Here is a 16811-nt window from a genome sequence, read left to right on the forward strand (position 1 = left end):
GTCCTTTTAGCGTTCTTTTTGCTGATAGGCGAGGAGGATGTCTTTTACAAGGTGATGGCGAAGGACGTCGGTGGCGGTAAAGTCAACCTGAGCGATTCCCCGGATTCCCTTGAGAATATCCATAGCGTGAACCAACCCTGACTTTTGCCCCTTGGCCAAGTCGACCTGGGTGGCATCGCCAGTAATAATCGCCTTACTGTGAGGGCCCAGACGGGTCAGGAACATCTTCATTTGTTCGGGAGTGGTATTCTGGGCTTCATCAAGAATGATGAAGGCTCGCTTGAGGGTTCGACCGCGCATGTAGGCGAGGGGAGCCACTTCAATAGCGCCTGTTTCTTCGTAACGGCGAAGCTTTTCTGCGGGGAGCAGTTCGGCCAGACTATCGTGAATGGGGCGCAGATACGGGGCAATCTTTTCTTTAAGGTCGCCAGGTAAAAAGCCCAAGGATTCACCTGCTTCTACGGCGGGGCGCACCAGGCAGATGCGCTCGGCTTCATGGCGTTCAAGGCTTGCCACTGCCAGAGTGACAGCCAGGAAAGTCTTGCCGGTACCAGCGGGCCCCTTGGCGAAAATGACGTCGTTATGTTCGACCGCCTTCACCAGTTCGGCCTGAGCCTGGGTCTTTGCAAACACGGAAACACCGAAGCGATTTCGGAAGACGGGGGTGCTGGGGATGGAATTGTCCATAGGTTCGCCCAGTTCGACGGGTCCCAGAAGACGTTCCACCTGTCTAGCTCCGATTGCACCGCCATTTCGGGCAGCCATCTTCAGCTGGTCCAGTACGGCAAAAACACCGGCAATGTCGCCCTGTACAGGCTTGCCGTGTTCATCCAGATCCTTGGCGATAATAGTCAGCCCCGGCAGGCGGGTCTGTATCTCAACAGAAAAACGGCTCTCCAGTAATCGGAAAACCGCTTCATTCTCGCCTGAAATCGTACGTTTCAGGTCATCAGATAGGGAATAGCGCTTGATTTCGCTCATTCAATGTTCTTGCCAATTATTCGGCGGCGGAGTCGTCGGCAGTAGACATACCCAGCTTGTTCTTGGCTTCGAAGATTTCCTTACGGAGCTTGTGGTTCTCTTCGGTGAGAGCGGTAGCTTCCTGTTCGGTCTTCTTCAGCTTGTTTTCGTCGATTACTTCCTTGGGAGCGGCCTTCTTCTTGCTGCCGCCCTGGACTGCAGCCGGGGAATCGGAATCATCTTCGTATTCATCGTCGCTGCCACCGTTAGAACCAGCGCAAGCGGTAAACATGGCAACAGTCATAGCTGCAACAATCAACTTCCAATTCTTAAAAAATTTCATTTGTTCAGGCTCCATTTTGGTCTGTGATGGCCTAAATGTATAATATTTTGTGGCGAAAAGAATGTGAAAAACGTAAATTTTGTGGCAAAAATGAATGATTTTGAGGCTCAGAATGTCTTTAAACGAAAAAAAATCTGTTTGCGACCCTTATTCCCAAGTTTTTATATCCTCTAAGGACTACAATTCCAGAAACCTTTACAAAAAACGCCGGGAGACCATGCTCAGGGAACTGGATTCCTTCTGCGTTATCGCCGGAATGCCCATGGAACCGGGAGGCGAAGAAGCCTTTGTGCAAACCTGGAACAAGATGATCCAGGAACCCGCCTTCCTTTACTTGACCGGAATCAACCAGGCCGGGTGCTATCTGCTGCTTGACCCCAGGGACGAGGCCGAAATCCTGTTCGTACCTGAAAAAGATCCTTTCAAGGAATTCTGGAACGGCAAACGTCTCGGCTATGTGGAAGGGGACCGCGATGTGCAGAAGGTGACCGGTTTCAAGGACGTTCGCCCCCTGGATGAACTTTGGGATACGGTGGTGGAGCGAGCCCGCAAGAAACCCAATCCCGGTTTCGCCTATGCGTTCTATTTTGAAAAGTGGCCCGATGACCATAACGACCAGTTCCGAAAGGAGATGAAGAAGGCCCTGGCCAGCGAGGGTTTGAAGGGATTTAAGCTGAAGAGTGCCGCTAGCCTTCACTGGAAACTGAGACTGCCTCTGGAAAAGGAACGCATTTCTGATGCCTGCGTGGCCCAGAACATTACTGACCAGGCATTCCGCGCAGTGCTGGGCCAGATGTCTAGCCTGAAGAATGAACGTCAGCTGGGCCTTTTGCTGGACTATGAGATGCAAAAACGTAGCGACGGTGATTTGGCTTTCCCGACCATTGTGGCCGGTGGCGCAAATGCCTGCTGCCTCCACTATGTCAAGAAGGATGAACCGCTGCAGGATGGCGACCTGGTGCTCCTGGATTTCGGAATCCGCTACAATTCCCTGCATAGTGACTTGAGTCGCACCCTTCCTGTTAACGGCAAGTTCAACCCGTTGCAGAAAATGTTGTACGAAATCGTACTGGACGCCCAGACGGAATACCAGAAGTCGGTACGCCCCGGCGTAAGCCTCAAGGAAATCGGAAATATTCCCTGGGATTTCATCATGGATGCTCTGGATGAACGTCTTGTGAAAGGCGCAAAGGGCAAGTTCAAGTTGCTTTATGACCGCCGCCCCCATGGGGTAAGCCATTTTATCGGCGAACAGATCCATGAAGGTGAACCGGGTACCCGTTCCCTGGAAGTGGTGCTGGAACCGGGGATGCTGATTTCTTGCGAACCTGGCCTTTATGGCGAATTTTGGGCAAATATCGGAGGAAAGAAGTTCCACGAGAAGATCGGTATACGCATCGAAGACGACCTGCTGATTACAGAAAAGGGCTTCCGTAACCTTTCTGAAAATATCCCCAAAACTGTAAAGGATTTGGAATCCCTCATTAAATAGGGAATATCAAATTTTTTAGATTTAGGAGCCGAATCTATTTTCGGCTCTTTTTTATTTGAGGCATAGGAAAATGTGGAAAGTTAAAGGTTCTGTTCGATATTTCTTATCGATCCTTGCAACAGTTTTTGTTCAGACAGGTGTGTTTATTTACGCCCAGAAAATTCTTTCGGGTTCCTTTACGGCTGATGGAAGCGGACAGACCTGGCAGGCCTTTATGCTGCAGGTTTTCTTTATCGCCCCTTACATCTTGATGGTCTTTTTTGCGGGATTCTTTACCAACAGGTTCTCCAAGAATAAGGTGTTGGCATGGTCCTCGTTATTGATGACTTGCTTTGTCATTGCCCAGGCGGTGTTGGTGACTTGCGGCATCCCTCGTGTGGCGTTCTGGCTTTCTATTGGCCTTAGCAGTGGTTTTGCCATTCATAGTGCGGCAAAGTACGGCATCCTCAAGGAAATGTTTGGCGTTCGTAATCTGAGTTTCGCCAATGCCTTCCTGCAGATTTTCAGCTTGGGCGGCATGATATTCGCCTCCTGGCTTGCCATTGTCGGTGTGAACTTGATTAACCTGGATTCCCTGGTTTCTTACGAGGCCGTTCACCGCATTTTGTCCCATTCCGTGGTGATTCCCTGGATCTTGACGGGGGTTAGCGTACTTGGTACGATTGCCAGCTTTATGGTGCCTAGGGTAAAGTATGAAAATCCCAATGTGAACATCGCCAAGGTCCGTAAGCACTTGAGTCTGGGCTGGCGTGTTCCCTCCCTCCGTGGTTCCATCATCGCCCTTTCTATGTTCTGGGCTCTGGCCCAGGTGTTCGTGCTGGTTTTCCAGGACGCTTCCGGCTCTCAGATCCTGAACATGATGCAGGATTACCTGGCATTTGCCGTGGTGGGTCTTGTGGTGGGTTCCATTGTGGCTGCCGCCAAGTCCAGGGATTTTATTGAAACCGGATTCATTCCCCTCGGTATGTTTGGCGTGTCCATCTGCATGTTCCTGGTCCCGTTCATGGTGAACCCCTTCGCCCTGGTGGTCCTTTATTCCTTGACGGGACTTTTTGGCGGCTTGTTCCTGGTGCCGGTCAACGCACTTCTACAGTATAACACTCGTCCCAACAATTCGGGCTCCGTTCTAGCCCTTTCCAATATGATCCAGTCCATTGTTTTGATTGGATTCCTGTTTGTTTTCTCTTACCTGGTCCGTTATACCGATATCCTGCCCCAGTACTACTTCCTCGGAATTGCAGTCATTTCTGCATGCGTGTTCCTCTGGTCCATTTCCAACTTGCCTCAGGCCATGATCCGCACGGTGTTGCGCCTGGTGTTTAACCGTTACAAGATTCGCGTGCTGGGTGTGCAGAATATTCCCAACGAAGGTCCGGTATTGCTGGTGGGTAATCACCATAGCTTTATTGACTGGGCCATGCTCCAGATGGCTAGCCCCCGTCCGCTGTGTATCGCCAGCAACAAGGACCATTTCGACAAGTGGTACCTGCGTTCTATTCTGAAGCGTCTGGGCAATATCCGCATCGACAACAATAATCCCAAGCCTGCCATGGATCGCATTCACGAGGCCCTGCTGGCTGGTAAGGCTGTGGTCATTTTCCCCACGGGCGAAGTGTCCAAGTCACCTCATGTGGACCCCTTCCATATCGATTACTCTTCTGCCATTGACGATACTGACGCCGAAATTATCCCGTTCTATATTCAGGGTCTGTGGGGGAGTAACTACAGTTATAGTTCCTCTAACATGTATGGCGCTTCTGCCGATCGTTCCGTGACGGTAGCCTTCGGCGAAAAGATTCCGGCCACCACACCTCCTAACGAAGTCCGCGCCATCGTCCGTAAGATTTCTATTGAAGCCTGGCGCTATTCCGTGAATTTCTTGCGTCCCATTGCCGCCTCCTGGATTCGTACCTGCAAGCGCTATGTGAAGAACGGACCTGCCATCTATAACCCGGACGGAGGCCACTTTTCTGGCTACAAGCTGATGGGCGCCGTCATGGCGTTCCGCGGACTACTGTGGAAGCTGTTGAATAAGAACGAGCAGAACGTGGGTATCATGCTTCCGCCTAGTCCGGCTGGAGTCATTGTAAACCTGGCCCTGTGGGTCATGGGCAAGACCAACGTGAACCTGAACTACACCTCCTCTGTAGAAAACGTAAAGTTCTGCTGTGAAAAGGCTGATGTATCTACGGTCATAACCAGTAGACAGTTCATTCAGAAACTGAAGGGTAGGGGAAACGACTATAGCCAGATTGCAAGCGACAAGGTTCGACTGTTCTATGCCGAAGACCTGATGAAGATGCTGCCCAAGCCTAAAATTGCCGCCCTTGTACTGCTTTGCGTGGTAATGCCCAGCTGGCTAATCCGTCTGATTTTCTGCAAGCATCGTTCCATGAACGACAATGCGGTGATCGTGTTCAGTTCCGGTTCCGAAGGTACGCCTAAGGGCATCGAACTGACCCAGCGCAATCTGATGGGTAACATCCAGCAGCTGGCCTGTATTTTGAATGTGAGCCGCGGTGACGTGATGCTTTCGGAACTGCCCCTGTTCCACAGCTTCGGCCTGACGGTGACCACGATTCTGAACCTGGTGGAAGGTTGCCCCATTGTGACCGTGGCGGACCCCACCGACGTAAAGACCATGGCTCGCGTCTGCTGCGAATTCCACGTTTCGTTCCTGGTGGCGACCCCCACCTTCTTGCGCGCCTTTACTGTTAGCCGTTACGTGCACCCGCTGGTATTCAAGTCCGTGCGTCTGATTATTGCCGGTGCAGAAGCCCTGCGTCCGGAATTGGCAACCGCATTCCGCCTGAAGTTCGGCAAGGAAATCTTTGAAGGTTACGGCTGTACCGAAACCGCTCCGGTGGCCTCCGTGAATACGGAAAACACCTTGCTGAATGACTATACCACCATGCAGCTCAATAACAAGCCTGGCACCGTGGGTCCTGCTCTGCCCGGAACCCAGTTCCTGATTGTTGATCCCGAGACCAACGAACCGTTGCCTACCGGGGAAGCCGGTATGATCTTGATAGGTGGTTGCCAGGTCATGAAGGGGTACTTGAAGGATCCGGACCGCACTAAGGCCGCTATTGTCAACCTTGACGGAATTCGTTATTACCGCACAGGGGACAAGGGCTACCTGGATCAGGAAGGTTTCTTGACTATCGTTGACCGTTATAGCCGTTTTGCCAAGCTGGGAGGCGAAATGATCAGCCTCGGAGCCGTCGAAAAGAAGATTCAGGACACTCCGGTCCTTGAAGGTTGCGATTATTTGATTACCACAGTTCCCGATGCAGCCAAGGGCGAAAAGATCGTTTTGCTTTACCAGGGCGAAAAGGAACCGAAAACTGTGCTTGCGGAGCTTCGTGCCAGCAACAACTTCCCGCCGATTATGTTACCGTCCGTAGCATTCCAGGTAGAAAAGGTTCCTAAGCTTGGTACAGGTAAGGCCGACTTTACTACAGCCAAGAAACTGGCCAAGGAACTGGTGGAAGCTAAATAGGGTAAAATGAGGACAAATGAGTGAAAAGAAAGAGATAAACTACGGGTTGACCGCTGTAAGAACGGGGCGGTTGGTGGCCGCCGTAATCGCCTTTGCCGGCATGTTGATGCTGTTTATTCAGCGGGTTCTTGCAGCGGTTCTTGTTATGGCGAATGATGCAGTGACTTTGGGTCTTGCACGCTATAATAATTTTACAGGGCGATTCGCCTCTAACAACTTTGCAGAAGACAAACAGCTTTTAGGTCTTCTGAAAGAAGTTCAGGATATTTTGCCTGCAGCAGATACGGCCCTGGCCATTTTGTTAGCCTTATCAATCGCCCTGTTGGCAATTGCCTTAATCGGTCTTGCCTTGCCGAGGCAATTTGTCCACATTCTGGTGGCCCTCAAGTTGCTAAAATGGGAAAATGGGGAAGGTGACGACGAAGGAGAAAGGGTTAACCCGCGACAAGTTCTCGAAACCATCGGCAACGTTCCCTTAAAAAAGTTAGCGTTTCCTGTTGCCATCATTATAACACTTATTATACTCTGTTTGGGAATTTCTACCTGTCATCAGCGAGTTATCTCCAATTCCGTTGAGGGAAATCTGGAAGATATGCAGCTGAAAGCCCTGGCCTATATCGATGCCCAGAAAGCCTATTTTGGCAAGAATAAGACTATTGGAGGTCCGGCTGCCTTAAAAATGACAGATTCCCTGTCTACAGACGCATTTGACATGAAGGTAACTGCAACCCGTTTTAGTGCCGTATCTAAAATACCCCTGGGAGAATGTCCGGCAGGGAGCCGTTGGCAGGTTGCGGCCAGCACAAAAGGTGTTTTTAACGTGGAATTATCCCTTTATCGAGGGGTTCCCAAGGACACAAATTGTGTAAAATTGACTCCGGATTTCAAAAATTTAGGACGAAAATCACGCTAAAATTCATTTTTTTCTTCATTCATACGCCAAAATGGCCCATTCATGCACCTCGCAGCCTTTTTGGGGATTTTTTGAAGAAAGATTTTTGTATCTTTGTGCCAAAAAAAATTAAACCATAAAAAAAGAGAGGATTAGCATGGCTAATGAAGAAGTTAAGAGCAAGTTGAAGGCATTCTTTATGTCTGATCTGGGTGTGGATGGTGACGTTCTGAACTATGACACCCCGCTTTTCGGTGAAGAAATCGGCCTGGATTCCGTCGACTCCCTGGAAATCATCTCCTTCGTTGACAGCACCTTTGGTGTTTCTATGACTGGCGTGGGTAAGGAACCCTTCCAGAGCATCGATACCATTGCTGACTTTATTGAATCCCACAAGTAATTCAATCTGATTTTCGGATTTATCTTTTATGACTTCTAATGACTGCCGCTGTGTCGTTACCGGTCTTGGCGTTATTTGTGCCATCGGTAACAATGTTGAAGAAACTTGGAAAAATGCCCTAAATTCTGTTTCGGGTATTCATAAGACCACCTCTGTAGATACCAAGAACTGCTATGCAGATCTTGCCGCAGAAGTGAATTGCGACTCCCTGGATGCAATTGATGCTCCCGAAGAAAAGGATCGCGCCTCCAAACTTTGCATTAAGGCGGCAAATGAAGCTCTAAAAGATGCCAATCTCGGAAATTTTGGCGACGACCAGCGTGTCGCCGTGATTATCGGTAGCTGCGTGGGTGGTGTCATTAGCGTGGAACATTACCACCAGAATGGCCGCCCGGCTGCTGATATTCCCAAGATGCCCATCGCTTCCATCGCATCCCAGGTTGCTGAAACTTGTGGAGCTGGCGGCATCGTGACCAACGTGGCAAATGCATGTGCTGCAGGTACCATCTCTATCGCCCTGGCTTGCGACTTGATTCGTGCCGGTCGTGCCGACGTGGTGATCGCAGGTGGTGCAGATTCCTTTGCCGCAGTGCCTTATTCCGGCTTCCTTTCGCTCCACGCACTTGACGAAAACGGTTGCTCTCCCTTTAACCATTGTAATGGTATTACTCTGGGTGAAGGCGCCGGCATCGTAGTTGTGGAATCTTACGAACATGCCCAGAAGCGCGGTGCCAAGCAGTATTGCGAAGTGCTGGGTTCAGGCGTGACAAGTGATGCCCATCACATTACCGCCCCCCGTGAAGATGGCCTGTGCCTGACCGAAGCCATGAATCGCGCTGTCAAGAATTCTGGTATCAAGAAGTCTGACATTGGCTATCTGAATGCCCATGGTACTGGTACCGGCAAGAATGATAATGCCGAAATCAACGCCTTTGGCAAGTTCTTTGCCGAAGAAAATCCCACTATTAGTGTAAGTTCTACCAAGGTGATGACTGGTCATTGCCTGGGTGCCGCAGGTGCTATCGAAGCCGTCTTTAGCATTAAGGCTCTTACCACAAATACCGTTCTTCCCACACTCCATTATACTGCCGAAGATTCTGAAGCCCTCAAGGCCAAGGTCGGTCAGATGGACTTTGTGCAAAACACCCCCAAGTCCAAGGAACTGAACTGCGTTATGAGCAATAACGTGGCATTCGGTGGCACCAACGCAAGCATTGTCTTTAGTAAGATGGCTGGCGATGTAGTAAAGCAGCCGGCAAAGGGCAAGAAGATTGCCGTTACCGGTATCGGTATCGTAAGCCCCCTGGGTAATTCCAAGCAGGCTTACCTGGATGCTGTCAAGAACGATGCCAAGCCCGAAAGTGCCTCTGTCCATTCCACCATCACCAACGATGACTACAAGGAATTGGGAATCAAGATGGCATTCTACCGCAAGTTGGATAATCTGGGTCAACTCCAGACCGTTTCCGGCATGCGCGCTCTCCAGGACGCAAACTTCACCGTTACCGATGACAATGCCAAGGACGTGGGCATTATCGTAGGTACCAGCGAAGGTGGCCTGGGTGCAACTTATGATTTTGAAGAATTGATTGCGGAACAGGGCAATGCCAACGGCAGTGCTTTCAAGTTCCCCCATACCGTTTACAATGCCGCAGGTGGTTACCTTTCCATCTGCTCCGGCATCAAGGGCTACGGCGTGACCATTACCACAGGTCCCGTTTCCGGTCTCGATAGCATCGGATACTCCATGGGCGTTATTTATGACGGTCAGGAAAGCGCCATGATGGCTACCGGTTCCGACGAAAACCTGCCCATTATTACTGAATTTGCCCAGAAGTTGAATGTGGCCGCCGATAAGGTTGTGGCTCCCTTCGACAACGCAGAAGGTTTCGTGGTTGGCGACGGTTCCGTTTCTATTATGATGGAAACTGAGGAATATGCCAAGGCTCGCGACGCCAAGGTTTACTGCTACGCCCTGGGTTACGGCAATGGCCGTAAGAACGTGAAGTTCGGTAAGGTTGCCGGTTCTGGCGAAGCTTTGGACAACGCCATTAACGATGCCCTTAAGGATGCTGGCCTCGCTGTGGCTGACATTGACGCCGTTTGCGGTTTTGCCGACGGTTTCAAGACAGTGGATGACATTGAAAAGGAATCCCTGGCCCGCGTATTTGGCGATAAGCTGGAAACTCTTCCCCTGTTCGAAGTGAAGGAACGCGTTGGCGAAGGCCGTGCCGCTTCTGCCACTTTGGCTGCCGCCGAAGCCGCCCTGCTGCTTTCTGGCGAAATGGAAAGCGACAATGCCTACTTCGTGGCCAAGGACGGATCCGTTTCCAGGAAGAACGTTGACGCAGCTGGTCTTAAGAAGATTTTGGTGGTTGCCTTTGCTACAGGCGGCTCCTATAGCGCCGTAGTATTCGGTAAGTAATTTACTTGAGAAGGAGATATTGATGAAGGTTGCGATTGTTACAGGTGCATCGAAAGGTATCGGTAAGGCTTGCGCCCTGCGCTTGGCCCGCGATGGTTTCACCGTTGTGGTGAACTACTCCAGTTCCGACGAAGCTGCTGCTGAAACCCTTGACTTGATCAAGGCCGAAGGTGGCGACGGCATGGTGTATAAGGCTAACGTTGCCGATCTGGCCCAGGTAAAGGCCATGGTCCGTGATGTGTTTAAGGCTTATGGCCGCATCGATGTGCTTGTGAACAATGCCGGTATCGTCCGCGATCAGTACCTGCTTGAAATCAGCCAGGAAACCCTGGACAAGTGCTTCGACCTGAACGTGAAGGGCTACCTTTACTGCGCTCAGACTGTGGGACTCAAGATGTTCAAGCAGAAGTCTGGCGTCATCATCAATATGTCTTCGGTCAGCTCCAAGTTCGCCTTGCCCGGCCAGAGCGTCTATAGTGCCACCAAGGGTGCAGTAAACTCCATGACCCAGACTCTTGCCAAGGAACTGGGTGGCTGGGGCATTCGCGTGAATGCCATTGCTCCGGGCTTTATCGCTACCGACATGATCGAGGCCATTCCCGAAGAAACCCGCGAAGGTTACCTCAAGAATATCCCCCTGAAGCGTTTTGGTACCCCCGAAGACGTGGCCAACATGGTTTCGGCTCTTGCTTCTGACCAGTTCTCCTATGTAACCGGCCAGGTATTTGTGCTGGATGGAGGTCTCTCTCTATGAGTTCCATGAATATTTTTGAAATTAGCGAAAAGATTGCCCAGCGTCCGCCTTTCCAGATGATCGAGAAGGTGACGGAACTGGTTCCCAACGAATCTGCTGTGGGCATCAAGAACGTTAGCGTCAATGAACCCTACTTCATGGGTCATTTCCCGGGCACCCCCATTATGCCGGGTGTGCTTATTGTGGAATCCTGCGCTCAGCTCTGCTCCCTGGTGATTGAAAAAAAGCCCGAAGATCTGGATGACAAGCTGTATGTGTTGCTGAAGATTGACGGTTTCAAGTTCGTGAAGCCTGTGATTCCCGGCGACCAGCTTGAAATTGCCGTGAACAAGACCAAGGGTGGTGGCATTATTGTTGGCTTTGACTGTGTGGTCAAGGTAAACGGAAATCTTCACGCCAAGGGCAGTCTTACCTTTACCACCATTCCCAAGGACTCCTTGGGTAAGTAGGTCTGGAATTGAAACACATCCTAAAGTTGTTGGCGGAACCGTTTATGCAGCTTGCTGTATGGACGGTCATCTACTCGGTTCGAGCATACTTCTTTATTGTATTCCGCCCCAAGGTTACTTTTACCGATCCTTCGGTTCAATCTTATAAGTTCAAGGAACCGCGAATCATTATCGCGAACCATTGTTCTCCTTGCGACCCGATCATGCTCCTTTCACTGATTTTCAAGAACAGGAACATCGTGGTGGCCAAGGACTGGTTCGAGATGAAGTGCTTCCACTGGATTTTGACCCGCGTCCATGTGATTCCCTGTGACCGCTACAATCTGGACACAGAATGGGCCTTGATCGCCAAGAAAAACCTGGAAGCCGGTAAGTCCGTCATTATTTTCCCCGAAGGCAAGTGCCGCGAAGATGGCTTGATGAACGAATTCAAGTCGGGCTTTGCATTCCTGGCCCGCAGCACAGGCGTGCCTGTTGTGTGCGTCGGTCATGACGGTACTTATAAGCGTGGGCATCGCACTGCGCTGGTCTTTGGCGGAGAAGAAAAGATTGAACGTGTGAAGGGAATTCCTTCTTCCCAGCACCTGGCGGAACGCAGCGAATACTTCCGTCAGAAGGTCTGGAAGCTGAAGCAGCAGGCTCAGGGTAGGAACGTAAACGAAATCCTGCCGCCCCCCGAAGAAACGCCTGAAGAAGTGACAGTAGAAAATGCGGCTAAAAATGCAGAGGTGTCAAAGTGAAGTTCGGTCTTGTTCTAGAAGGCGGTTCCCGTCAGACTATGTTCAGCGCCGGTGTGCTTGACACCTGGATGGACGAAGGCATAGATTGCTTTTCTTACGTGGCTGGAGTTTCGGCCGGCGCCCACGCCGCTTTAAACTACATCACCCGCCAGCAGGGCCGTCTGCGCTTTATCATGCTGCCTACCCGTCTGCAGAATGGTCATAAGTGGGCTAACAAATATATTGGCATCCACAAGGAATACTATGCCTTGAATTACGATGCCGCCGACGGCAAGATGCCTCTGGATTTCGAAGCCTATTCCAATTCGAAAATCGAGTGCGAAATTGGCTTGACTTGCTGCGAAACCGGCCGTGCAGAATTCATGTCCGAAAAGAACGACAAGAAGCGCTTGCTGGATTTGATCAGTGCCAGCTGTGCCTTGCCTATGCTTTTCCCCATGGCGCCCATTGGCGATAAGCATTACGCCGACGGATGCATTACGGTGCCGGTTCCTTTTGAACGAGCCTTCGAAAAAGGTTGCGACAAGGTGGTGGCCCTTTCGACCCATTACCCTGGCGAGGCGGTAACGGATTTCCGCAAGTATCGTGCTGTGCTGAACCCGATGTATAAGCGCAAGTATCCCGACTTGTTCCGCGCCCTGATGGTTCGCCTGAAGCGTTACGACAGGATGTTCCTGGAAATGGAAAAGCTTGAAAAGCAGGGCAAGCTATTCCTGATTCGCCCCGAAATCGACTTGTGCGACCAGTTTGATTGCGACATGGGAAAGATGAACGAATCTTACGACCATGGTGTTGAATACGCCAAGCGCCGCATGGATGAGCTGAAAGCATTTTTACAAATCTGATTGTGCAAAAAAGTTAGAAGTTTTAAATTCGCTACCTCATAAACATTAGGAATAGAAAAGTGTCCGATAAGAAGAAAGTGCTTGTAATGGTGGCTAGCCCCAAGAATGAACGGAGCGGAACCCTTATCCCCACCAATGCCTTTGTGGAAGGTATTCTGGAAGGTGGCGAATTTGAAAGTGAATACATCTACATCGACCGCATGAACATCAAGCCCTGCCGCGGTTGCCTCAGTTGCTGGGGCCGCCCCGATGGCAGCTGCTTTATGAAGGACGATGATGTTCCCATGATCCGCAAGAAGTTGGAAGAGGCTGACATCGTCATCTGGAGTTTCCCCCTTTACCTGTTTGGGGTACCCGGCCAGATGAAGTGCCTGATGGACCGCATCGTAGGCATGGTCCACCCGTATATGGGCCAGCGACTCAACGAGCCCGGCGCCCTGGACAGGCCCATGCACGGTCTGCAGAACCAGAAGCCCGGCCAGAAGATCATCTTGCTTTCGAGCTGTGCCTGGTGCGATCTGGATGTTGTTTATGAACCCATCATCAAACAGTTCAACATCATTCTGGGTGCTGATGGTTACACCCTGGTGGCTTGCCCTCAGATGCGCGCACTGCACCATCGTGGCGGCGAACGTCGCCTGAACATGCTTCGAGCCAAGTACAAGAAGGGCGGTCTGGAACTGGCAAAGACTGGTGCCCTTTCCAAGGAAACCATCGACTTGCTGCAAAAGCCCATGTTCAGTGAAGAAGTCTACAAGGAACTGGTGGTGCAGTTTGTGACCCACATGTTCGATCGCGACGACAACTTCTAGAAAAATTCCGCTTTATGAATCGTTTATGTCCCGCTTTAAAAGGCGGGATTTTTTACACGGATTTAAACACAATTAGCGCTTGTCGCCCCGAGGTCCAGGCCCTTTTTTTAGTTAAGAATTTATATTCCAAAGTAGGCCAATTAGGGATGATTGGTTATTAAGGAGTGTTTATGATTGGATTTAAATCGCTGGCGGTAACCGCTAGCCTTATAAGTTTCGTTGGAGTGGGGACCGCCTTCTCGGCCGTTACCTGGAAACCGGTTTGTGCATCGGCGGGTCACACACTTTTGGCAAGCTCAGACCATTTTGAAATCTGCAAGAAGGCGACTCACGACGATGGCTCCGCCAACAATGCCACCTTGGATAATTCCACTGCGCAGAACGCCTTGAACACTCTGGAGCACATTTTCTCGGTTTACCACGATTCCGCAAAGTGGATGTACCCCCAGCCCAGCAACGCCAATGAAAAACTGAAGAGTGTGGCCTACCTTTTCGAGGATTCCAAGATGGCGGCCCTTTACGGCGGCGGCAACACGGAAGCCTGCGTGAAGAACGGGGCAGGGAAGGACGAATGTTCCCCGGGTCTCTGGCTAGGTTCTGGAGCCTTCAAGGACCTGTGGGGCCTGGCACACGAATACGCCCACGGCCTGCAGAGCGTTGCCGGATGGATGGGTTCCAACGCCACCGCCGGCTGGATCTGCGAATCCCACGCCAACTGGATGGCCCATCAGGTGAACCCCACTGACGCCCACTACTGTTCCGAGGCACTGATCAACTTTCCGTACTTGTATTATGGAAGTTCCCGCGACCGCTATTGCAACTGGCAGTTCATGGAACATCTGAAAGAGGAATTTGGCGGAGGCTGGAAAGGCGTGCAGATGGTGAACCGCATGTGGATGGATAAGATTGACGATGGCGAAATTGGCTACTCCTCCCAGACGCCCTTTAGCGCCATGATTGGCGCCTACGACTGGACTTACGAAGATTTGACTGCCCAGTTCGGCAAGTTCGCCATGAAGAACGCCACCCTGGAATATGCCGGGGCAAAAAAGGCGCTGTACCAAAAGACCTGGGGAGACTACGAATTCGCCACCCGCCGCACCACAGGCTCCGGCGACATCTACCGCAGACACAGCCGTGTTACCATGTTGGATGAAGTGGATAGTTTCTATCAAGTACCCAGTTACTGGGCTCCGCAACGTTTCGGCTACAACCTGGTGCGAATCTATCCCGACTCCGCAGGAAAGGTAACCGTCAAGTTCCGCGGCATTGTGCAGGCTTCTAAACCGTTGTCTGAATTTGGTTGCCTGGGAACCGAAACTGTGTGGGAATGGTCCGATGCCCAGAACAAGTGGGTGCAAAAAAATCTCTGCAACCTGTCACCTGAAATTATGCCCGCCCCTGGCTCCAGCTGGACTGTGGGACTGGTGGCCGAAGGCTCCGACGGAACGCCCCGTTACAGTGAAATGAAATCGGGAACGGCGTTCAATCTGAGCATCGAGACCAAGGCAAACGACAAGGCCCTTTGGCTTGCGGTGACAGCTACTCCCAAGGACCTTTACACCGTTACCTGGGACCAGTTTTACTACACCATCTACAGATACCCCTACATGGTCCGTGTTGAAAACGGCAAACCGGAAGGTTATGAGGATGGGGCTTGGACGCCGACAAGTACCGCTAACTATACAAGGCATTCCAATGGCGGAGGCTGGGTAAGCTCCAAGGCAAAGGTGGCTGCTACCGCCTACGTAGGCCCCGATGCAGTTGTCAACGGGGGAACCGTTAGCGGAGAAGCCCGCATTGAAGATTACGCTGTTGTTAACGGCGGGACCATCAGCGGAAATGCGGTTGTTTCTAGACGCGCCCTGGTGACTTCGGGAACCATCAGCGATAACGCTAGATTGACGGACGACGCTTGGCTAGTTAGCGGTAGCGTTTCTGGCAACGCTAAGGTGGGCGCACTTTCTATTATCGTGAATTCTACCATCGCAGATGATGCCCAAGTTTATGGCGTCATGTGGGCGGTGGCAAGCAAGAAGCTAAGCGGAACCGCACAACTCCGTGGAGACCTTGAAAACAACTTTACCAAGGAACTGACTTCTGGCGTATTCTACGGAATGGTGGATGACGGTATGCTCAGCGATCCCGTTTATGGAGCAGGTCGTACCCAGGCTCCCGAAGATGCTACCCAACTCCCCGAAATTTCAAAGTGGTACACCATTGACGAAGATAAGGAACTTGTCGAAAATAAGGATCCCACAGGAATTGCCAATCGCGTGCGCCCGACAATAATAAAAAAGACCCAAGGCAAGTTCGATGCCATGGGCCGTAAGTTAAAAGGGCGCAAATTTAATTACTTACACTTGAAGCCCTGAAGTTCCAGGCCAGCCTTCATTTCGGCATAGCTGGACTTGCGCTGCATATTCATTGCCTTGATAAAGGGGCTTTCATTTGCAGTGTGGAGTCTAAAGCCGGTAATCGTTTCTTCTACAGTACCCTTACCGCTTTGAATAAACATTTGCTTTATATGATCACGACGGCTGTCCATTTCAGGCGGAACAAAAACGTCGGTAACCAGGTCGACGTTATCGATATGGTCATCGGTAATTACAAGGGTCATCGTCACATGGTTCTGAAGGCCTCCAAACTGGCCGTTGGCGGAGCAGCTCAACTTCTGGGTGCCGGTCTTTTTCTTTGCCTTGGCTGGCTTTGCTGCGGGCTGGGCCTTAGGAGTATACTGAAGAGCTGCGAGCAAATCCGCTTCGCTGGCGGCACCCTGGATACGGTTGATGACTCGGCCATCCTTAATCAAGAAGAAAGTGGGGAAGGCCTGGATAGGCAAGGTATTCTTGATCTTTTGAACGTTAGGTTCATCAAAGCCCACGGAAGCCACCTTAACATCGGGATACTTCTTTGCGATATCGATGAGGGTCGGAATCATGATCAAACAAGGCGGGCAGCTGGAAGAGAATACATCCAGGATGGTAGGTTTGTCGGTATGGAGAATTTCCTTTTCGAAATTATTGTCATCCACACGGACGATCTTGATGACATCTTCAGCCTGGGCTGCAGAAAAAATCAATGCAACTGAAAGTGCTAAAATTTTCTTAAAGTTCATTGTAAGGCCTTCCTTTTTTATAAACGATAAAATAGAAAAAATCTCGTAGGGAACCCACGAGATTTAGGTTGAAGTTTAA

The 16811-nt window shown here is 50.9% G+C and carries 14 protein-coding genes; 11 read left to right on the forward strand and 3 right to left on the reverse strand.

The genetic code is table 11. The annotated features are described in order from the left end of the window. Positions 1 to 6 precede the first annotated feature (6 nt). Entirely contained in the window at positions 7 to 981 is a 975-nt protein-coding gene (locus MMG03_RS06965) for a PhoH family protein (RefSeq protein ID WP_073160996.1), read from the reverse strand. 16 nt (positions 982 to 997) lie between these two features. Next, complete coding sequence (locus tag MMG03_RS06970) at positions 998 to 1303, reverse strand: hypothetical protein (RefSeq protein WP_073161095.1); 306 nt, start codon at positions 1301 to 1303, stop codon at positions 998 to 1000. Positions 1304 to 1415: 112 nt separating this feature from the next. Between MMG03_RS06970 and MMG03_RS06975 the strand changes: the two genes are divergently transcribed. From MMG03_RS06975 to MMG03_RS07025, 11 genes are all read left to right on the forward strand, one after another. Next, positions 1416 to 2795 carry an aminopeptidase P family protein gene (locus MMG03_RS06975; protein ID WP_249505953.1) on the forward strand — a complete coding sequence of 460 codons (1380 nt, stop codon included), beginning with the start codon at positions 1416 to 1418 and terminating at the stop codon, positions 2793 to 2795. A 70-nt stretch (positions 2796 to 2865) separates the two neighbouring features. Then, the gene (locus MMG03_RS06980) at positions 2866 to 6297 is read left to right on the forward strand and encodes an MFS transporter (protein WP_249505954.1); all 3432 of its coding nucleotides are present in this window, start codon (positions 2866 to 2868) and stop codon (positions 6295 to 6297) included. Positions 6298 to 6313: 16 nt separating this feature from the next. After that, positions 6314 to 7210, forward strand: a complete 897-nt coding sequence (locus tag MMG03_RS06985) for a hypothetical protein (RefSeq protein ID WP_073161002.1) — start codon at positions 6314 to 6316, stop codon at positions 7208 to 7210. 136 nt (positions 7211 to 7346) lie between these two features. Beyond that, a complete protein-coding gene (locus MMG03_RS06990; protein WP_073161004.1) occupies positions 7347 to 7589 on the forward strand; it encodes an acyl carrier protein in 243 nt (80 codons plus the stop codon). A 28-nt stretch (positions 7590 to 7617) separates the two neighbouring features. After that, complete coding sequence (locus MMG03_RS06995) at positions 7618 to 10014, forward strand: beta-ketoacyl-[acyl-carrier-protein] synthase family protein (protein WP_249505955.1); 2397 nt, start codon at positions 7618 to 7620, stop codon at positions 10012 to 10014. 22 nt (positions 10015 to 10036) lie between these two features. Next, a complete protein-coding gene (locus MMG03_RS07000; protein ID WP_073161008.1) occupies positions 10037 to 10768 on the forward strand; it encodes an SDR family NAD(P)-dependent oxidoreductase in 732 nt (243 codons plus the stop codon). Continuing rightward, positions 10765 to 11217: a 3-hydroxyacyl-ACP dehydratase FabZ gene (gene fabZ, locus MMG03_RS07005; RefSeq protein WP_073161010.1), complete on the forward strand. Its 453-nt coding sequence runs from the start codon at positions 10765 to 10767 to the stop codon at positions 11215 to 11217. Before MMG03_RS07000 ends, fabZ begins: the two co-directional genes overlap by 4 nt. A gap of 8 nt (positions 11218 to 11225) precedes the next feature. Beyond that, entirely contained in the window at positions 11226 to 11957 is a 732-nt protein-coding gene (locus MMG03_RS07010; RefSeq protein ID WP_249505956.1) for a 1-acyl-sn-glycerol-3-phosphate acyltransferase, read from the forward strand. Beyond that, on the forward strand, positions 11954 to 12802 hold the full coding sequence (locus MMG03_RS07015; RefSeq protein ID WP_073237233.1) for a patatin family protein: 849 nt from the start codon (positions 11954 to 11956) through the stop codon (positions 12800 to 12802). The genes MMG03_RS07010 and MMG03_RS07015 overlap by 4 nt, the downstream gene beginning before the upstream one ends. A gap of 59 nt (positions 12803 to 12861) precedes the next feature. Then, positions 12862 to 13614: a flavodoxin family protein gene (locus tag MMG03_RS07020; RefSeq protein ID WP_249505957.1), complete on the forward strand. Its 753-nt coding sequence runs from the start codon at positions 12862 to 12864 to the stop codon at positions 13612 to 13614. A gap of 170 nt (positions 13615 to 13784) precedes the next feature. Continuing rightward, positions 13785 to 15989: a DUF6055 domain-containing protein gene (locus tag MMG03_RS07025; RefSeq protein WP_249505958.1), complete on the forward strand. Its 2205-nt coding sequence runs from the start codon at positions 13785 to 13787 to the stop codon at positions 15987 to 15989. On the opposite strand, the gene MMG03_RS07030 is transcribed toward MMG03_RS07025, so the two are convergent. After that, positions 15968 to 16732, reverse strand: a complete 765-nt coding sequence (locus MMG03_RS07030; protein WP_073161022.1) for a co-chaperone YbbN — start codon at positions 16730 to 16732, stop codon at positions 15968 to 15970. The genes MMG03_RS07025 and MMG03_RS07030 overlap by 22 nt on opposite strands. Positions 16733 to 16811 lie beyond the last annotated feature (79 nt).

The sequence above is a fragment of the Fibrobacter sp. HC4 genome (assembly GCF_023373925.1).
Classification (GTDB): domain Bacteria; phylum Fibrobacterota; class Fibrobacteria; order Fibrobacterales; family Fibrobacteraceae; genus Fibrobacter.

Bases quoted from the DNA above. Each gene is read 5' to 3' on its own strand.
- fabZ (WP_073161010.1), top strand. From the start codon at position 10,765: ATGAGTTCCATGAATATTTTTGAAATTAGCGAAAAGATTGCCCAGCGT.
- MMG03_RS07025 (WP_249505958.1), top strand. From the start codon at position 13,785: ATGATTGGATTTAAATCGCTGGCGGTAACCGCTAGCCTTATAAGTTTC.
- MMG03_RS06980 (WP_249505954.1), top strand. From the start codon at position 2,866: ATGTGGAAAGTTAAAGGTTCTGTTCGATATTTCTTATCGATCCTTGCA.
- MMG03_RS06995 (WP_249505955.1), top strand. From the start codon at position 7,618: ATGACTTCTAATGACTGCCGCTGTGTCGTTACCGGTCTTGGCGTTATT.
- MMG03_RS06990 (WP_073161004.1), top strand. From the start codon at position 7,347: ATGGCTAATGAAGAAGTTAAGAGCAAGTTGAAGGCATTCTTTATGTCT.
- MMG03_RS06965 (WP_073160996.1), bottom strand. From the start codon at position 981: ATGAGCGAAATCAAGCGCTATTCCCTATCTGATGACCTGAAACGTACG.
- MMG03_RS06985 (WP_073161002.1), top strand. From the start codon at position 6,314: ATGAGTGAAAAGAAAGAGATAAACTACGGGTTGACCGCTGTAAGAACG.
- MMG03_RS07030 (WP_073161022.1), bottom strand. From the start codon at position 16,732: ATGAACTTTAAGAAAATTTTAGCACTTTCAGTTGCATTGATTTTTTCT.
- MMG03_RS06975 (WP_249505953.1), top strand. From the start codon at position 1,416: ATGTCTTTAAACGAAAAAAAATCTGTTTGCGACCCTTATTCCCAAGTT.
- MMG03_RS07000 (WP_073161008.1), top strand. From the start codon at position 10,037: ATGAAGGTTGCGATTGTTACAGGTGCATCGAAAGGTATCGGTAAGGCT.
- MMG03_RS06970 (WP_073161095.1), bottom strand. From the start codon at position 1,303: ATGAAATTTTTTAAGAATTGGAAGTTGATTGTTGCAGCTATGACTGTT.